This window comes from Magnetospirillum aberrantis SpK (assembly GCF_011022235.1).
GTDB classification, from domain to species: Bacteria; Pseudomonadota; Alphaproteobacteria; order Rhodospirillales; family Magnetospirillaceae; genus Magnetospirillum; species Magnetospirillum aberrantis.
The window spans coordinates 1-17,561 of record NZ_JAAIYP010000034.1; the positions used below are offsets into that span (position 1 = coordinate 1).

General features: G+C 64.0%; 15 protein-coding genes and 1 pseudogene. 12 read left to right on the forward strand and 4 right to left on the reverse strand.

Features of this window, described 5'->3' with window-relative positions:
- From G4223_RS06345 to G4223_RS06370, 6 genes and pseudogenes are all read left to right on the forward strand, one after another.
- Window positions 1-317: pseudogene (locus G4223_RS06345) on the forward strand (methyl-accepting chemotaxis protein); the annotation flags it as partial.
- A gap of 40 nt (window positions 318-357) precedes the next feature.
- The gene (locus tag G4223_RS06350; protein WP_241003991.1) at window positions 358-2,583 is read left to right on the forward strand and encodes a HAMP domain-containing methyl-accepting chemotaxis protein; all 2,226 of its coding nucleotides are present in this window, start codon (window positions 358-360) and stop codon (window positions 2,581-2,583) included.
- Window positions 2,584-2,608: 25 nt separating this feature from the next.
- Window positions 2,609-4,669 (forward strand): methyl-accepting chemotaxis protein, encoded by a 2,061-nt coding sequence (locus G4223_RS06355; RefSeq protein ID WP_241003992.1) that lies wholly within the window; start codon window positions 2,609-2,611, stop codon window positions 4,667-4,669.
- Window positions 4,670-4,688: 19 nt separating this feature from the next.
- A complete protein-coding gene (locus G4223_RS06360) occupies window positions 4,689-5,180 on the forward strand; it encodes a chemotaxis protein CheW (protein ID WP_163676690.1) in 492 nt (163 codons plus the stop codon).
- On the forward strand, window positions 5,174-6,013 hold the full coding sequence (locus tag G4223_RS06365; RefSeq protein ID WP_163676692.1) for a CheR family methyltransferase: 840 nt from the start codon (window positions 5,174-5,176) through the stop codon (window positions 6,011-6,013). Before G4223_RS06360 ends, G4223_RS06365 begins: the two co-directional genes overlap by 7 nt.
- Before the next feature lie 23 nt (window positions 6,014-6,036).
- Entirely contained in the window at window positions 6,037-7,122 is a 1,086-nt protein-coding gene (locus G4223_RS06370; RefSeq protein ID WP_163676695.1) for a protein-glutamate methylesterase/protein-glutamine glutaminase, read from the forward strand.
- Here the strand turns inward: G4223_RS06370 and G4223_RS06375 are convergent, their stop codons facing one another.
- Entirely contained in the window at window positions 7,123-8,856 is a 1,734-nt protein-coding gene (locus G4223_RS06375) for a methyl-accepting chemotaxis protein (protein WP_163676698.1), read from the reverse strand.
- 301 nt (window positions 8,857-9,157) lie between these two features.
- Between G4223_RS06375 and G4223_RS06380 the strand changes: the two genes are divergently transcribed.
- Window positions 9,158-9,799 carry a LuxR C-terminal-related transcriptional regulator gene (locus G4223_RS06380; protein ID WP_163676700.1) on the forward strand — a complete coding sequence of 214 codons (642 nt, stop codon included), beginning with the start codon at window positions 9,158-9,160 and terminating at the stop codon, window positions 9,797-9,799.
- A gap of 485 nt (window positions 9,800-10,284) precedes the next feature.
- Here G4223_RS06380 and G4223_RS06385 read toward each other — a convergent pair whose 3' ends face one another.
- Complete coding sequence (locus G4223_RS06385; protein WP_163676703.1) at window positions 10,285-13,929, reverse strand: vitamin B12-dependent ribonucleotide reductase; 3,645 nt, start codon at window positions 13,927-13,929, stop codon at window positions 10,285-10,287.
- A 329-nt stretch (window positions 13,930-14,258) separates the two neighbouring features.
- Here G4223_RS06385 and G4223_RS06390 point away from each other — a divergent pair, with 329 nt between their 5' ends.
- The 3 genes from G4223_RS06390 to G4223_RS06400 are packed head-to-tail and all read left to right on the forward strand — an operon-like array spanning window position 14,259 to window position 15,667.
- A complete protein-coding gene (locus tag G4223_RS06390) occupies window positions 14,259-14,609 on the forward strand; it encodes an NADH:ubiquinone oxidoreductase subunit NDUFA12 (protein ID WP_163676706.1) in 351 nt (116 codons plus the stop codon).
- A 20-nt stretch (window positions 14,610-14,629) separates the two neighbouring features.
- Entirely contained in the window at window positions 14,630-15,133 is a 504-nt protein-coding gene (locus G4223_RS06395) for an MlaD family protein (RefSeq protein WP_241003993.1), read from the forward strand.
- Window positions 15,134-15,160: 27 nt separating this feature from the next.
- The gene (locus tag G4223_RS06400) at window positions 15,161-15,667 is read left to right on the forward strand and encodes an MlaD family protein (protein WP_163676709.1); all 507 of its coding nucleotides are present in this window, start codon (window positions 15,161-15,163) and stop codon (window positions 15,665-15,667) included.
- Between the two features lie 7 nt (window positions 15,668-15,674).
- Here G4223_RS06400 and G4223_RS06405 read toward each other — a convergent pair whose 3' ends face one another.
- Window positions 15,675-16,160, reverse strand: coding sequence for a hypothetical protein (locus G4223_RS06405; protein WP_163676712.1), 486 nt, complete (start codon window positions 16,158-16,160; stop codon window positions 15,675-15,677).
- 74 nt (window positions 16,161-16,234) lie between these two features.
- Between G4223_RS06405 and G4223_RS06410 the strand changes: the two genes are divergently transcribed.
- Both G4223_RS06410 and G4223_RS06415 read left to right on the forward strand, forming a co-directional pair.
- A complete protein-coding gene (locus tag G4223_RS06410; protein ID WP_163676714.1) occupies window positions 16,235-16,474 on the forward strand; it encodes a hypothetical protein in 240 nt (79 codons plus the stop codon).
- Window positions 16,465-16,854, forward strand: a complete 390-nt coding sequence (locus G4223_RS06415) for a DUF2155 domain-containing protein (RefSeq protein ID WP_163676717.1) — start codon at window positions 16,465-16,467, stop codon at window positions 16,852-16,854. Before G4223_RS06410 ends, G4223_RS06415 begins: the two co-directional genes overlap by 10 nt.
- On the opposite strand, the gene aat is transcribed toward G4223_RS06415, so the two are convergent.
- On the reverse strand, window positions 16,855-17,499 hold the full coding sequence (gene aat / locus G4223_RS06420; protein ID WP_163676720.1) for a leucyl/phenylalanyl-tRNA--protein transferase: 645 nt from the start codon (window positions 17,497-17,499) through the stop codon (window positions 16,855-16,857). It lies immediately after the preceding gene.
- Between the last annotated feature and the right edge of the window lie 62 nt (window positions 17,500-17,561).

Consider the following 17,561-nt stretch of genomic DNA (forward strand, 5'->3'; position numbering starts at 1 on the left):
AAAATGCCAGCGCCTCGGAGCAGGCGTCGGCCACCTCCGAGGAGCTGGCCACCCAGGCCGAGGCGTTGCAGCACACCATCGCCTTCTTCCGCGTCGATGGCAACGGTGCCGCCAAGCCCAGGACCAAGCCGGCGCCGGTCCGTCGCGCCGAGCCTGCCGTCCGGCCGGTGTCTCGTCCCACGGCCTCGGCCATGCGTCCGTCCGGCCGCAAGACAAACGGTGCCAAGCCTAACGGCAAATCCAATGGCAGCGGTTACGCCTTCGACCTGAGCGCGGGTGGCCCCGACGGTCAAGACGCCGAATTCGAACGCTGCTGAATACAACGAACGCACGACACCCCAGGGGGCTATTATGCGCATGTCGGTGAAACTGAAGCTTGCTCTGTCCTTTGGCCTGATCCTGGTGTTGTCGGCGGTGGCCGCATTCATTGGCGTCAACAGCCTGAACCAACTGGACCAGACGGCCCAAGGCTTGGTGAACGGTCCGGCCAAACGCCAGTCCATCGTGCAGGATTTGAACACGACCTTCGTCGCCGTGGTGAAGGCGGAAAAAAACATGATGTTGGCCGCCACCGAGGAGGACATCGAACGCTACGACAAGGAAGTCCTGGCCCTGCGTGACGAGGTCCGCAACCTGCGCGACGAATATCGCGGGGTGGCCAGCGAGGACGGACGCAAGCGCATCGACGCCTTCACCGTCGAATGGGAGCGTTACGTGGCGGTGCAGGACAAGGTGCGCGAACTGACACACCAAAACAGCAACGTCAAGGCACGTGAGATGAGCATGAAGATCGGCGCGCCCATCCTCCAGCCGATGATCGACGGGCTGCGGGCGTTGTCGCAGCGTCTTGAGACGGCTACCGGTGACCGGGCCAGGGCGCGGGTTCTGATCGACCGCATGGTCGGCCGCACCATCGAGGCGGTCAAGGACCAGAAGAACGCCCTGTTGCTCAATGACGTCGCCGCCATGGAACCCTATGAGCGGGCCTCCAACGAGGCGGTGGCCGACGTGCGCCATCTGCGCGACCAGGCCCGCCCGTTGTTGGGCGAGGAGGAGGGGCGCCAACTCGACCAGCTTTCGGCACAGTTCGAGCGTTGGGCCAAGACCAACACCGATGCCCTGGCGCTCAATCACGAGAATTCGAACACGCGGGCGGCGGAATTGTCCGCCAGCCAGGGGCGGCAGTCCCTGGACAAGGCGCAGCGCGTTCTTGACGACATCGTCGGGCTCAACCAAGTGCTGATGAAGGAGGCTACGCAGAACGCCAGCGAAACCGCGGCCAGCGTGCGCAACCTGTTGATCACCGTGGTCGTGGTGTCGCTGGTGCTCGGTATCGCCGCCGCCACCTGGATGGCGATAAGCATCAGCCGGGGCCTCGGCCGCTCGGTGGCGTTGGCCAACGCGGTGGCGTTGGGCGACCTCACCCAGACGGTCGAGGTTAGCAGCAACGACGAAATCAAGGATCTGGTCGATTCCCTCAACGCCATGACCGCCAATTTGCGTGCCACGGCGGGGGTTGCCGAGCGCATCGCCCAGGGCGACCTGACGGTTCAGGCCAAGCGACTGTCGGACAAGGATGTGCTGGGGATCGCGCTGGAAACCATGGTGGAGAAGCTGCGCGAGGTGGTGGCGGACGCGGGTTCGGCGGCGGAGAACGTGGCCGCCGGCAGCCAGGAACTGTCGGCCAGTTCGGAACAACTGAGCCAGGGGGCCACGGAACAGGCGTCGTCCACCGAGGAGGCGTCGGCGTCCATGGAGGAAATGGCGGCCAACATCCGCCAGAACGCCGAGAACGCCAGCCAGACGGAGAAGATCGCCCGCCAGTCGGCCAAGGACGCCCAAGCCTCGGGCGAGGCGGTGAGCCGCGCGGTCGAGGCGATGCGGACTATCGCCGAGAAGATCGGCATCGTCCAGGAGATCGCCCGCCAGACCGATTTGTTGGCGCTGAACGCGGCGGTCGAGGCGGCGCGGGCCGGCGAGCACGGCAAGGGGTTTGCCGTGGTGGCGAGCGAGGTGCGCAAGCTGGCGGAACGCAGTCAGGCGGCGGCGGCCGAGATCAGCGGCCTGTCGGGCGAGACGGTCAAGGTGGCGCAGGAAGCGGGCGACATGCTGGGCAAGCTGGTGCCCGACATCAAGAAGACGGCGGAACTGGTGGAAGAAATCACCGCCGCCTGCCGGGAGCAGGACATCGGCGCCGACCAGATCAACCAGGCGATCCAGCAATTGGACAAGGTGACGCAACAGAACGCCTCGGCGTCGGAACAGGCGTCGGCCACCTCCGAGGAACTGGCCACCCAGGCGGAAGCGTTGCAGCACACCATCGCCTTCTTCCGCGTCGATGGCAACGGTGCCGCCAAGCCCAGGACCAAGCCGGCCCCGGCGCGGCCGGTGGCCAAGTCGGCGGCGGTCCATGCGGTGGCCCACCTGACCGCCGCCGCGTCCGGCGTCCGCGCCGCGCCGCGCAAGGTCGCCGGGGCCAAGCCCAACGGCAAGGGCAACGGCAAGAGCAACGGCGCCGGTTACGCCTTCGACCTCAGCACCGGCGGCCCGGATGGCCAGGACGCCGAATTCGAACGCTGCTGACACATCTGTTCAGGGGGATACGGCCATGCGCATATCGATCAAGGCGAAACTCGGCGGGCTCGTCGGTCTGGCGATCGCCGGTCTGCTCGGGATCATCGGCGGTGGGATCGCCAAGGACAATGTCCTTGAGCAACTCTACGCGGTCGAGGGCATGGCCCAGCAGGTCGCCGTGGATATTCTCAATCTGCGGCGCTACGAAAAGGACTTCCTGCTGACCAACGCCGTCGCTGCCAAGGGGGAGCACGACAAGGTCTATGGCGAACTGGGGGGACGACTTCAGACCATCGCCGCCGCCGCTCGCGGCCACGGGCTCGAGGTGGGAAGCGAGTTGACGGCGTTGGCCAATGCCCTGGCCACCTATCGCGACACCTTTTCCCGTCTGGTCGAGATGCAGACCAAGGCGGGCCTGACCCCCGACCAGGGGCTCGAGGGAGAGCTGAGGCGGGCGGTGCAGGAGATGGAAAGAACAGCCAATGCGGCCAACAACGTGGTGCTGGTCCGCGACATCCTGATGATGCGGCGTCATGAGAAGGACTTCCTTCTGCGCGGCGAACAACAGACCATCGACCGGTTCGAGGCGGCCTACGCTTCGTTCACTCAGAATCTGGGACGTCGCCCCGTCGGCGGGATGGCCGAACGGGGCGATGCCTATCGCAGTGCGTTCATGGCCCTGGTCGAGGCCAAGCGGGCCATCGGGCTGGACCACAAAAGCGGCCTGATCGGCGCCATGCGCAGTGCTGTCCATGCCACCGACACGGTGCAGGAACAGGCGCTGACAAAGCTGCGCGAGGCGACGATGCAGGCCGGGGACCGGCTGCACAACACCATCGTCGCCATTTCGCTGGCGGTGGTGGTGGCCCTGGCCGCGCTTGGCGTCTATATCAGCCGGCAGATCCTGGCGCCGGTTCGTCAGTTGGCCCATTCCCTCCGCGTGTTGTCCACTGGCGACGTGGAAACGCCCATCGACATCCGCACCAACGATGAAATCAACGACATGGCCGAGGCGTTGCGGACCATGGCCGTCAACCTGCGCGCCACCGCCGGTGTCGCCGACCGCATCGCCCAGGGCGACCTGACGGTCCAGCCCAAGCGACTGTCGGACAAGGACACGCTGGGCATGGCGCTGGAAACCATGGTGGAGAAGCTGCGCGAGGTGGTGGCGGACGCGGGTTCGGCGGCGGAGAACGTGGCCGCCGGCAGCCAGGAACTGTCGGCCAGTTCGGAACAACTGAGCCAGGGCGCCACGGAACAGGCGTCGTCCACCGAGGAGGCGTCGGCGTCCATGGAGGAAATGGCGGCCAACATCCGCCAGAACGCCGAGAACGCCAGCCAGACGGAAAGGATCGCGCGCCAGTCGGCCAAGGACGCGCAGGTTTCAGGCGAGGCGGTGAGCCGCGCGGTCGAGGCGATGCGGACCATCGCCGAGAAGATCGGCATCGTCCAGGAGATCGCCCGCCAGACCGATTTGTTGGCGCTGAACGCGGCGGTCGAGGCGGCGCGGGCCGGCGAGCACGGCAAGGGCTTCGCCGTGGTGGCGAGCGAGGTGCGCAAGCTGGCGGAACGCAGTCAGGCGGCGGCGGCCGAGATCAGCGGCCTGTCGGGCGAGACGGTCAAGGTGGCGCAGGAAGCGGGCGAAATGCTGGGCAAGCTGGTGCCCGACATCAAGAAGACCGCCGAATTGGTCGAAGAGATCACCGCCGCCTGCCGGGAACAGGACATCGGCGCCGATCAGATCAACCAGGCGATCCAGCAATTGGACAAGGTGACGCAACAAAATGCCAGCGCCTCGGAACAGGCCTCGGCCACCTCGGAGGAACTGGCCACCCAGGCCGAGTCGTTGCAGCACACCATCGCCTTCTTCCGTGTCGATGGCAACGGTGCCGCCAAGCCCAGGACCAAGCCGGCGCCGGTCCGTCGCACGGAAAAGGTGGCGCATATGCTTACCCATCCGGTGACGGCGGTCCGCGTCGCACCGCGCAAGGTCAACGGCGTCAAACCGAACGGCAAGGGTAACGGCGCCGGTTACGCTTTCGACCTGAGCGCCGGCGGTCCCGACGGTCAGGATGCCGAATTCGAACGCTGCTGAGCGAAAGAGGAGAACCACCATGGACGGCGGCCGTAACTCCAACAATCAAAACGAGCAGGTCGTCACGCTGGGCCTGGGCAGCGAGATATTCGCGGTGGCGGTGGACCGGGTTCGGGAAATCCTCGACTTGGTTCCCATCACCCACCTGCCGCATGCGCCTGCTTATCTGTTGGGCCTGATCGATGTACGCGGTCGCGGCGTTCCGGTCATCGACCTGAGGGTCAAATTGGGCATGGCGGCAGTCGACCACACCCTGAACACCAGGATACTGGTGTTGCAATGCGACGTGGCCGGGCGGCCGCTGGACGTGGGGCTGATGGCCGACCGAGTCTACGAAGTCACCGCGCTGGACAGTGAGGCCACGGCACCGCCCCCCGATATGGAGCGGCTGTGGCATTCCGACTATATCGAACGCATCGGCCGTCATGGTGGCGACTTCGTCATCGTCCTCGACCTGATGCGGCTGTTCGCCGACGAAACCGCCCTGTTGCAAGCTGGCGCCGCATGCTGAGCCAGGGAGACTTCAAGCGTCTGGCCCGTTTCATCGAAGGCTATTGCGGAATCCGCATGCCCGACAGCAAGCGGACCATGTTGGAGGGGCGGTTGCGGCGGCGGCTGACGGCGTTGCGGCTGGACGACTACCACCAGTATTGCCGCTATCTCTTCGACGAAGACGGGTTGGCGGAAGAGGCGGTGCATCTGATTGACGCCGTGACCACCAACAAGACGGATTTCTTTCGCGAACCCGAGCATTTCCGCTATTTGGCCAGTACCGCGCTGCCCGATCTGCTGAATAGCCGGGGCGGGGGGCGGACGTCGAGGCTGGTGGTGTGGAGTTCGGCCTGTTCGGTCGGTGCCGAGCCCTATACCCTGGCCATGGTCTTGGCCGATCTGTCGGCGCAGGGAGCCGCCCAAGGGGCCGGCTTCGACTTCACCGTGTTGGCCACAGACATCTCGACCAGAGTGCTCGACAAGGCTGCGCAGGGTATTTATCCCGAGGACATGGTGGCGCCGGTGCCGCCGGAATATCGCCGGGCCTTCTTCATGCGGGCCCGCGACCACCAGCGCCATGAGATGCGGGTGGTGCCGGAATTGCGGGCCAAGGTGCAGTTCACGCGCATGAACCTGCTTGAGGATTCCTATCCGTTGGACCAGCCGGCGGATGTGGTGTTTTGCCGCAATGTCTTGATATATTTCGACAAGCTGACACAGCAACGGGTGCTGGAACGGCTGTGTGGCGCGTTGCGGCCAGGCGGATACCTGTTTCTCGGTCATTCCGAAACGGTGGGCAACCACCATCCGACCATCGTTCAAGTGGCGCCGACGGTGTTCGTGCGGATCTGACGCAAAAGGTGATGGGGGGAAGAATGAAGGACAAGGTCAAGGTCCTGGTGGTGGACGATTCGGCGTCGGTGCGTCAGACGTTGGCCGACATCTTGTCCAGTGATCCAGGCATCGAGGTGGTGGGGACCGCGGCGGACCCGTTTGTTGCCGCCCAGCGGATGCGCGATGTGCTGCCCGATGTCATCACCCTGGATGTGGAGATGCCGCGCATGGACGGCATCACGTTTCTGCGCAAGATCATGGCGCAGAGGCCGATTCCGGTGGTCATGTGTTCGTCGTTGACCGAACAGGGATCGGAAACCCTGATGCAGGCGCTGGAGGCCGGCGCCGTCGACGTCGTCCTCAAGCCCAAGATGGACGTCCGCCAGTCGCTGTTGGAAACCGCCGCCACCATCTGCGACACCGTGCGTGCCGCAGCTCATGCCCGTTTGTCGCAAATGCGCGCGGTGCGCGATTGCCGTCGTCCGGTCGAACGCAAACTGTCGGCCGACGTGATCATGCCGCCGCCGGCGCCGGGTGCCCATGCCATGGCGCGAACCACGGAAAAGGTGGTGTGCATCGGCGCTTCGACCGGCGGCACCGAATCGTTGCGGGTGGTGCTCGAAGGGTTGCCGGTGGACAGTCCCGGTATCGTCATCGTCCAGCATATGCCGGAAAAGTTCACCGCCGCCTTCGCCCGCCGCCTTGATGGCCTGTGCGAGGTCGAGGTCAAGGAAGCCGAGGACGGCGACACCGTGTTGCGCGGCCGGGTGCTGATCGCGCCGGGCAACCGCCACATGCTGTTGCAACGGAGCGGAGCGCGCTATTACGTCAGCATCAAGGACGGGCCGCAGGTGTCGCGCCATCGGCCGTCGGTGGACGTGCTGTTCCGTTCGGCGGCCCACCATGCCGGCGCCAACGCCCTGGGCATCCTGATGACCGGCATGGGGGACGACGGGGCCAGCGGCATGGCCGAGATGCGGGCCGCCGGTGCCACCACCATCGCCCAGGACGAGGCCAGTTGCGTGGTGTTCGGCATGCCGAAAGAGGCGATCGCCCGTGGTGGCGTCGAAAAGGTGGTGCCGCTTGATCTGTTGGCGGCCGAAATCCTGAGAGCCGACAAGGGCTGATCAGAACAAAAGGTCGTCGATCTCGGTCTCGGTGGGTTCCGTCCGCGGGGGGGCGTCGGCGGTCGCCGCGGCGGCGCCGAACAGGTCGTGCAGGGCGCGTTCGCTGGCCATGGTGTAATTTCCCGATAGCCGCGACAACACCAGATTCTTGAGTTCCTCGATTCGGGAGGTGTCGATCGGCGTGCTGGCGGCGATGTCGTTCAGACCTTGAGCCACGTTGCGCAGGCGCCGGGCGAAGCCGTCGGATACGGCGATGTGCTCGCAGCCGCCGCGCAACAACATCTGTGCCCGATGGCTGTCCGTTTCCAGCACGTTCAGGGCCGCCGCCTGTTCGGCACCGATTGCCGATAGTCGTTCTGTCGCTTCGCGCAGGCGGGCAACCGCCAAGCCGATGGCCTCGCCGTCGTGGCCGTTGTGGTTGTCGGCCAGGATTTCGGCCAGGGCTTGGGCGGTTTGAAGGCCGGACATCAGGGTTTCAGCGTCTTCCTCCGTGCGGGTGGCCAACTGGCGTAAACTTTGTGCCACCACGCTGAGGGTCCGGCCACGGTCGCCCAGCCGGGAGCATTTGAACGAAGCGTTGAGCGCCATGATCTTGAGGTCGGCCTCGATGGAATGGATCGCCTCCACATGGGCGACCATGGTGGCGACGGCGGTGCATACCGAGTTCATGGTTCCCCCGGTGCGCGTCAGTGCCGTGGCGTATTCCTCGAGCAGTCGTTCGACCTGACCGATCTCGCGACCAAGGTCGGTCAGGAACGAGCCGTCGCCGCCGCCGAAACTGTCGCGGCCCAGGGAGGTGATGGCCTCGGTCTCGCCGGCAAGGTCGGCCAGACTGATCGACACTTGGCCGACTTGTTCCAAAAGATCGGCGGCGGTCTGCTCCAACTGGTGGGCCTGCAACGAGGCCACCAGAGAGACCGCCTGGGCGGTGTCGGCGGCAGGCACGTCGGGGGGCGGGACGCACAACCCGCCCAGCACGGTCATCGCCTCGGCGACGTGTTCTGTGCGCTGGCGGGTGATGTCGCCGATCTGCAAGGCCATGACCGCTTGTCCGACCTTGTCGCCGGCCAGACGCGAACGTCGGCCGATCGAGGCGGCTGCCTCCGCCACCTGGCGCCGCTGTTCGTTCAATGTATGCAGGCTGTCGTCCAACCGGTGGGTCAGGGACAGCAACGCGCCGCCGTGGCGTTCGGCAAAGCCAGCCTGAGCCTGTCGCGCTTCCGACGTGTCGGCGGTAAGGGCGTGCAGTTCCGTGGACAGTACCGCCAATTCACGGGCCGCGTCGGCGGCCAGCCGGTCGATCTCTCGGGTGAAGACGGAAAAGTCGGTGCTGCGGTCGTCAAGATGGGCGGCCTCGACCTTGGCGTTCAGAGCCACCAGCTTGACTTCGGCGACGGTGCGGCTAAGCCGCACCAGCCGGCTGGCCATCGCGGTCAATGCGCCTTCCAACCCGCTCAGTCTTGTCACCGTGTCGCCCTGGCCGGTGGCGCCCAATTCGGCCGCCACCGCCAACGCCGCCGTCAAGTCGTCAATGCAGGCACGCATATCGGTGCGTTCGAATTGGGCGGTCAGGGCGGTGAAGGTCTGGGCGATGGTGTCCCAGCACGTCACCGCCTCACCCAGACCGCTGCCGGCATCCAGGAACACCGCCTCCAGACCATCGGCGACGCCGCTTAGTTCGGCGAAAGCGTGTGCGGTCTGCCGGTCGAATCCCGTAACAAAGGCGTTTGTCATGGCCGTCTTCTCCGCCTGGCGCCGTTGTGTCCTCGGATTATCTCTGCGACCGCAAGCGGTGGACAAGGCTGAGCACCATCCTCCTCCCCTCCCTCAGAAGAGGGGCGGAGAGGGGGAGTAGACGCTATCCATACGATAAAATACCACCGGCTGTGGTGTGTTGAGGCTGTCTGCCACAACATTTTATGGCGCAGAGGATTTTTCACCGAAAGCATGTTGTCCATGCGGATAGTAGACAACGGTAAAACGGATGTTAGTCTTTGGTTGAACTTTCAAAAGTTGGGCAAAGAAGGGTGGCGCTATGACTATCGTTGTGGCAGGAGAAAACCGTCTGGCCAAAGACAACCTTATCTCAAGCATTTTAGAGAATTCCGAGATAAATGCGATGTCATTGGACAACCTTGAGGATGTTGTCGCCGCCGCCGACAGCATGGACGCGGACACGCTGGTGCTCCTTGATTACGAAATGGGGGCGGCAATAGAGACGTTGTATGAACTGCGCAGCCGTTTGAACGGGCGCCTCTGGGTGGCACTATACAGTGCGCCGGGAAACCCGGACGAAGCCATGCGTTGCCTTAATCTCGGGTATGACGGCTATTTGCCGCGCACCATGCCGGCGTCGGCCATCGTCTGCGCCATACAGTTAATGATGCGGGGGGAACGGTTCGTGCCCTCCATCACCATCGACGGTTCGCCACGCATGTTCGGCGAACGGACGAGGAGCCTGTCGGCGTTGTCGCCGCGACAAAGCGAAATCCTCAGCCTGGTCGCGACCGGCGCCTCGAACAAGCACATCGCCCGTGCGTTGCTGGTCGAGGAAGTGACGGTGAAATCACACGTCAAGGCGATCTTTCGCAAACTGGGGGTTCGCACCCGAACCGAGGCGGCCCGCTACATGCTGACCGGTGCCGAGCGGCTACGGCCGCAACAGGCGCTGTTCTGACGCTGGATGCGGGCTATTTCTTCACGCGAAACCTGGAGCCGGCGAACCCGCCGCCGGCTTCTTTGGGCCGTACAAAGCGGTCTGACTGCTTCGGGACGAATTGCGCGGGAAAGCTACCTCCGCTCAAGTTGCTGGTAGACACTCATCCACCAGCCCGGCCGAAGCGACCATTCGCAAGTTCTTCATATGGAGAGGATGTCACCCTCAAGGACGAAGCTGGCGCGCTGCCGATCTTCATCGGAACGACCACCCTGGGCGCAAAACGGACCTGAAACATCAAATCGCTTTCATCGCGAGTCGGCTCAGTACCCGAACAGACGTGTCCAAGTCCGCCCTCTTCCGTCATTTCGCAAGCATCGCGCAAGCGAAGGGCCGGTTCCTGGGGAAGGAACCGGCCCGCTTGTTCGAGGGACCTAAGAGAGGAGAGAACGGTCCCCCGAGTCCCTTGCATGCGGCGGACCTGTCGGTTCGCCGCCTTCACCGGCTCACGAGCAGCCGGTGGTGCCGCCGCAGGTGTCGCATTTCAGGCAGGTGCCGTTGCGGACCAAGGTGAAGTTGCCGCATTCCGGGCAGGCGTCGCCCTCGTAGCCCTTCATGCGGGCGTGGCGGATCTGTTCGGCGCGGGCGTCGAACTCCAGGATGGCGGTTTCGGTGTCCACCTCGAGCGCCATCACCGGCTGGCTGATCGGGGTGGTGGTGGTGCCGGTCAGGTCGGCCGACAGGCCGGCATTAGTCGGCGCGCCGCCCTTCACCACCAAGAACTTGGACCGCACGTAACCCTTGGACGCGACCCGCTCGACCACGGTGTTGAGCGCCGCCACGCCCTGGCCGCTTTGCGCCGCGCCCTTGCCCACGGTGTCGGGAGTCAGGTCGGCCGGCTCCACATGGGCCAGATCGTTGCGCGACAGGTAGGAAATGGCCAATTCGCGGAAAATGTAGTCCAGGATCGAGGTGGACATTTTGATGGTGTCGTTGCCCTCCACCATGCCCGACGGCTCGAAGCGGGTGAAGGTGAAGGCCTCGACGAATTCCTCGAGCGGCACGCCGTATTGCAGGCCGATGGACACGGCGATGGCGAAGTTGTTCATCATGGCGCGGAAGGCGGCACCTTCCTTGTGCATGTCGATGAAGATCTCGCCCAGCTTGCCGTCTTCGTATTCACCGGTGCGCAGGTAGACCTTGTGGCCGCCGACGATGGCCTTTTGGGTATAGCCCTTGCGACGATCGGGCAGCTTGCGCCGCGCCGCGGCGATGATGCGCTCGACCACATGTTCGGCCACGATCTCGGCCCGTGCCGCCAGCGGCGCCTCGGCGATGGCTTCTTCCAATTCGCCGGCGTCGTCGAGCACGGCGGCCTGAAGCGGCTGGCTGAGCTTTGAACCGTCGCGATAAAGCGCATTGGCTTTGAGGCCCAGGCGCCACGACAGCATGTAGGCGTTCTTGCAATCGTCGATGCTGGCCGAGTTCGGCATGTTGATGGTCTTGGAAATGGCGCCCGAGATGAACGGCTGGGCGGCGGCCATCATGCGGATGTGGCTTTCCACCGACAGGAAGCGGGTGCCGATCTTGCCACAGGCGTTGGCGCAGTCGAACACCGGAAGATGTTGGGCCTTGAGGAAGGGAGCACCTTCAAGGGTCATGGCGCCGCAGCAATAGGTGTTGGCGGCGTCGATCTCGGCACGCGAAAACCCGAGATGGGCCAGCATGTCGAAAGACAGGTCGTCCAGTCGGGCCGCCGGGATGCCCAGCGTGCCGACGCAGAAATCGGCGCCCAGGGTGTACTTGTTGAACACGAACTTGATGTCGAAGGCCGATTCCAGGCTCTGTTCCAACCGTTCGAGCGTGGCGTCGTCGAAGCCCTTGGCCCGCAGGCGGTCATGGTTGACGCCGGGAGCGTTGCGCAGCGTGGCATGGCCGACCGCGTAGCGGATGATCTCGGCCACGTCGCTTTCGGAATAGCCGAGCGTGCGCAACGCCTCGGGCACCATGCGGTTGATGATCTTGAAATAGCCGCCGCCGGCCAGCTTCTTGAACTTCACCAGGGCGAAGTCGGGCTCGATGCCGGTGGTGTCGCAATCCATCACCAGACCGATGGTGCCGGTCGGGGCGACCACGGTGGCCTGGGCGTTGCGGAAACCATGCTTTTCACCCAGTTCCAGGGCGTTGTCCCAGGCCAGACGGGCGGCCGCCACCAAGGTAGCGTCGGGGCAGTTGTCGGCGTCCAGCGGCACCGGGTTGGTGGCCAGCCCTTCATAGCTGGAGGTCAGGCCATAGGCGGCGCGGCGATGGTTGCGGATCACCCGCAGCATGGAATCGCGGTTGGAAGAGAAGCCGGGGAAGGCGCCCAACTCGGATGCCATCTCGGCCGAGGTGACATAGGATTCGCCGGTCATCAGCGCGGTGATAGCGCCGATCAGGGCACGGCCCTTGTCGGAATCGTAGGGAATGCCCGAAGCCATCAACAGGCCGCCGACATTGGCGTAGCCCAGGCCCAGCGTGCGGAAGTCATAGGACAGCTGGGCGATCTTCTCGGACGGGAACTGGGCCATCAGCACCGAGATTTCCAGCACCATGGTCCACAGCCGGCAGGCGTGGCGGAAACCCTCGATGTCGAAGTCGCCGTTGCGGTCGCGGAAGGTCAACAGGTTCAGGGATGCCAGATTGCAGGCGGTGTCGTCCAGGAACATGTATTCCGAGCACGGATTGGACGCATTGATGCGTCCCGATTCCGGGCAGGTGTGCCAGTCGTTGATGGTGGTGTCGAACTGGATACCCGGATCGGCGCAGGCCCAGGCGGCTTCGCCGATGTGTTCCCACAGGGCACGCGCCGGCAGGGTCTTCTTGACCACGCCGCTGGTACGGTGCTTGAGCACCCATTCCTGGTCCTCGATCACCGCGTTCAGGAAGTCGTCGGTGACACGCACGGTGTTGTTGGAATTCTGGCCCGATACGGTCAGGTAGGCCTCGGAATCCCAGTCGGTGTTGAGCACCGGGAACTCGATCTCGTCATATCCCTGGCGGGCGAATTGGATCACGCGCTGGATATAGTTTTCCGGGATCATCACCGCGCGGGCGGCCAGGATGGCCTTGCGCAGCTTTTTATTCTGCTTGGGGTCGAAGCGGGATTCGCTGTCGGCGTCGCCGTCCCACTGGTTGCAGGCGGCCATGACCTCGGCCAGATGCTTGCTCGCCAGCTTGGAGCCGGTGACCAGGGCGGCCACCTTCTGCTCTTCCTTGACCTTCCAGTTGATGAATTCCTCGATGTCGGGGTGGTCCACGTCCACCACCACCATCTTGGCGGCGCGGCGCGTGGTGCCGCCCGACTTGATGGCGCCGGCCGCGCGGTCTCCGATCTTGAGGAAGCTCATCAGGCCCGAGGACTTGCCGCCGCCCGACAGCCGTTCACCGACGCCGCGCAGCTTCGAGAAGTTGGTGCCGGTGCCCGACCCGTACTTGAACAGGCGCGCCTCGCGCACCCACAGGTCCATGATGCCGCCTTCGTTCACCAGATCGTCCTCGATGGACTGGATGAAGCAGGCGTGCGGCTGCGGATGCTCATAGGCCGATTTGGAACGGACCAGCTTGCCGGTCTTGAAATCCACGTAGGAATGGCCCTGGCCGGGACCGTCGATGCCATAGGCCCAATGCAGGCCGGTGTTGAACCATTGCGGAGAGTTGGGGGCGCCCATCTGGGCGGCCAGCATATGGGCCATCTCGTCACGGAAGGCGCGGGCGTCGTCGTCGGACGCGAAATAGCCGCCCTTCCAACCCCAATAGGTCCAGGTTCCGGCCAGACGGTCGAACACCTGACGGGCGCTGTTTTCGCCGACCAAACGCTCGCTCTCGGGCAGTTCGGACAGGGCGGCGGCGTCGGGCTCGTGCCGTTGCAGCCATTCGGGGACGCCCTTTTCCGCGACGCGCTTCAGGCGCGCCGGCACACCGGCCTTGCGGAAATATTTCTGTGCCAGCACGTCACAGGCCACCTGCGACCAATCGGCGGGGACTTCGATGTCGTTGGCGGAAAACACCACCGAGCCGTCGGGATTGCGAATCTCGCTCGACGTGGTGCGGAATTCGAGGCCGCTGTAAGCGGTTTCCCCGGCCTTGGTGAAGTGACGCTGGACGCGCATTGGTTCCCCTCTTCGAAACGGTCGGCCTGTGGCGATGCCGGTGGCGACAGCCGGAACCGAGGAATCCCCATTCCCTCCAGGTTCAGCCTAGCCACACAAGATGTGGTGGCTCGCCTCCAGACGACGCGCAGGTTATGCCAGGGGCGTTACAGGATCAACAAGATTTTGTCCCGATTTTGTAAACGGAACACATTATATAGTTACAAAAAATACGGTGTTTTAAACGTATGCCGACGGATGCGAAGGCACCTCTGGACGCGTGGCCCCGCATTTGCCATAGTCCCGCCCTGCAATCGCCAATCGCCACCCTCTGAAAGAGCGGGGAAAAGATGACCAGCTTCGGCACCCTGATGTATACCTGGGCCAAGGGCCGCCTGGTGGGCACCGACACCAAGGGCAACCGTTATTACACCGAGCGTTCCGCCGCCAAGAACCGCCGCACCAAGCGTTGGGTGATCTTCAACGGTCCGGCCGAGGCCTCGACCATTCCGTCGGAATGGCACGCCTGGCTGCATTACACCGCGGACAAGCCGTTGACCGACATGCCGCGCCAGCCCTGGCAAAAGCCGCACGAGGCCAACGCCACCGGTTCCGCCGGCGCCTATTTGCCGCCGGGTCACGACCTGCGTGGTGGCCAGCGCGAGCGTGCCGCCGGCGATTACGAGGCTTGGCAGCCCTGAGTTCCAAGGGGCGGGAGACAATGTCCATGGTCACCAAGGGCGGATACCGCGACACTGTTCTGGGCGCCACCGTCGTCCTGACGGCAGCCGTCCTGTTGGGCTTGGTCTACGCCAAGGACGACCGGCCCGAACAAGGGGAAACCGATGGCTACATCCTGACGGCGCTGTTCAAGCGCGCCGACGGGATCAGTGTCGGTTCCCTGGTCCGCCTGTCCGGGGTCAACGTCGGCAAGGTGGTGGACCAGAAACTTGCCCCCGATTATCGCGCCCGTCTGACCTTGCATATGGAGCAAGGGGTCGAGGTGACCGCCGACACGGCCGCCGTCATCCAGACCGACGGGCTTTTGGGCGCGAAATACATCGAGCTCAAGCCCGGCGGCGACGAACGCATGCTGGAGCCGGGACAGGAGATCGCCTTCACCCAGGACGCCATGGTCCTTGAGGAATTGGTGGGCATGATCATCGAGCAGGCCAAGGCCAAGCGCGGCTATGCCGGCAAGCCGGTGCCGTCGCTTACCGAATAGGCGAGCGCGAGAAGAGGTCTAGAAAACATGGGACGTAATCTCATCGAGACGATCATGGGCGCGGTGGTGTTGGCGGTTGCCGGCTTCTTCCTGGCCTTCGCCTATAACCATGCCGATCTCAAGCAGGTTGCGGGTTACGGCCTCAGCGCCCAGTTCGCCAGCATCGGCGGGTTGGAGGATGGTTCGGACGTCCGCATCAATGGAATCAAAGTGGGGACCGTCGCCAGTCATCAGCTTGACCCGGTGACCTTCAACGCCGTTCTGCATCTGACCATCATGCCGGAAATCCGTCTTCCCACCGACACGGTGGCGACCATCGCCAGCGACGGTCTGTTGGGCGGCAAGTTCCTGAAACTGGAACCAGGCCGGGCGACCGGGCGGATCGAGGACGGCGGCACCATCACCAAGACCCGGGATTTCAAGTCCATCGAGGAAATGGTGGGCGAGTTGATCTTCCTGGCGACCTCGGACGCACCACCGGCGGCGGGAACCGCCAAGCCGGCGGCTCCCACGGTTCCGGCCGAGGAACAGTAAGCAACTTTTAGAACAAGGACGCGCCGCCCGGCCATGCCAAGGCAGGAATGACCGGGCAATCCTTGCCGCCCTGGTTGTTTTTGCCGGTCTGTTGGGTGGCGGCCAGAACGGATTGGCTTTGTCCGTCCTGTTGCTGTTGCTGCTTGGCCTGTTCCTCCTGGACGCGCTTGTCCACTTCCTCTTGGATCTTCTGCTCCAGGATCTGTTGCATGACCGGGGACAGTTTGGCCATGGAATCGTCGTCCACGCCCATTTCCGCCATGATCTGCTCACGCAACTTTTCCTTGAGCTTTTCCAATTGGGTGTCGCGAACCCAGGCACTGAAGCCTTTCTCCTTGATGGCGTCCATTTCGCTGGCGCGGGCTTGTTCTGCGGCCTCTTTTTTCTGCGCGGCCTCAAGTGCCGCGTCGAAGCCGCTGGCGGTGGTCGTGGCGCCGACGGCAACCGCTGCCGAACCGGTGGTCGCCGTTTGGTTCGAGAGGGGATCGATCATCGCAGGTCTAGCTCCTGGTGGTACTTGCGGGTAATTTCTGCAAGAGTCGCGCCAGAGCGAAACGGAGGACGCGCGTGAAAGCCATCGTTGTGCTGTGTTGTCTGGCTTTGGCCGGCTGTGTCGAGGTATCCCGGTTCAAGGATGCCGGGGGCGATCTCTATTACGCGGATTGCGACAACCCGATTCGTCTGCAAAGCTGCCGTTCCGCGCTGGAATCCACCTGCCCGGCCGGGTACGATTTCGTTCGGACCAATACCCGCGATGACGGCGGGAAAACGGTCTACACCAATTCTGGATTCTTTCGATGCCGTTGACCCGTTTGCGTTTTCCGTTTCTTGCCTTGACCCTTGGCGTGGGCGTGCCGTTTGTCGCCGCCGCGCAGGGGGCGCCGGACCTGTCGATGGATGTGGCGGTCTTGCAGGGATTGGACAAGGTGACCGCCCATGTGGTCACCATCGAGGCCCCGGTCGGCCAGCCGGTGCGGTTCGGCACGCTTGAGATCATCGCCCGTTCGTGCAAGAAGCGCCGGCCCGAGGAAAACCCGGAAAGCGCGGCTTTCCTCGACATCTGGGAGTTGCGTCCCAACCAACCGGCGCAAAGCCTGTTCCGGGGCTGGATGTTCGCCTCCAGCCCGGCGCTGTCGGCCATGGAACACCCGGTCTACGACATCCGCGTCCTTGACTGCGAACAGTGATCAGCCGGCGGCGATGCTGTCCGGGATGGCGTGGCGCCAGTCCACGGTTTCTCGGGGAAACACTGTCGGAACCGCCACCGCTGCGGCCAACAGGTCGCGGTAGCGTTCGCGCGGGATCTCCACCGCCCCGAAACGGGTCAGATGGTCGGTGATGAACTGAGTGTCGAGCAACGCATATCCCGCCGTCCTGAGCCGCGCCACCAAATCCACCAGCGCGACTTTCGAGGCGTCGGTCTCGCGGCTGAACATGCTTTCGCCGAAAAACGCCGATCCCAGCGCTAGCCCGTAAAGACCGCCGACCAAGCGTCCGTCCCGCCAACTCTCCACTGAATGGGCCAGTCCCAAACGGTGCAGTTCAACGAACAGGCTGACGATTTCGTCGTTGATCCAGGTTTCCGTGCGGTCCGCCGTGTTTTCCGCACATGTTTCCATGACCGTTTCGAAAGCCGTGTCGACGCGAATATCGAACGTTCCGCGCTTTAACGTCTTTTTCAACGAGCGTGGCACATGGAAGGCGTCGAGCGGCAAGATTCCGCGCTGTTCCGGGTCGATCCAGTACAGGTGGCGGTCGTGACGCGACCGGGCCATGGGAAAGATGCCCATGGCATAGGCGCGCAACAGCAAGTCACAGGTCAAGGGGCGCATGAGGTGCGTTTCCGTCCATCAACCCTGGATAGCTATTACGCCAGCAAAACGCGGGCCGCCAG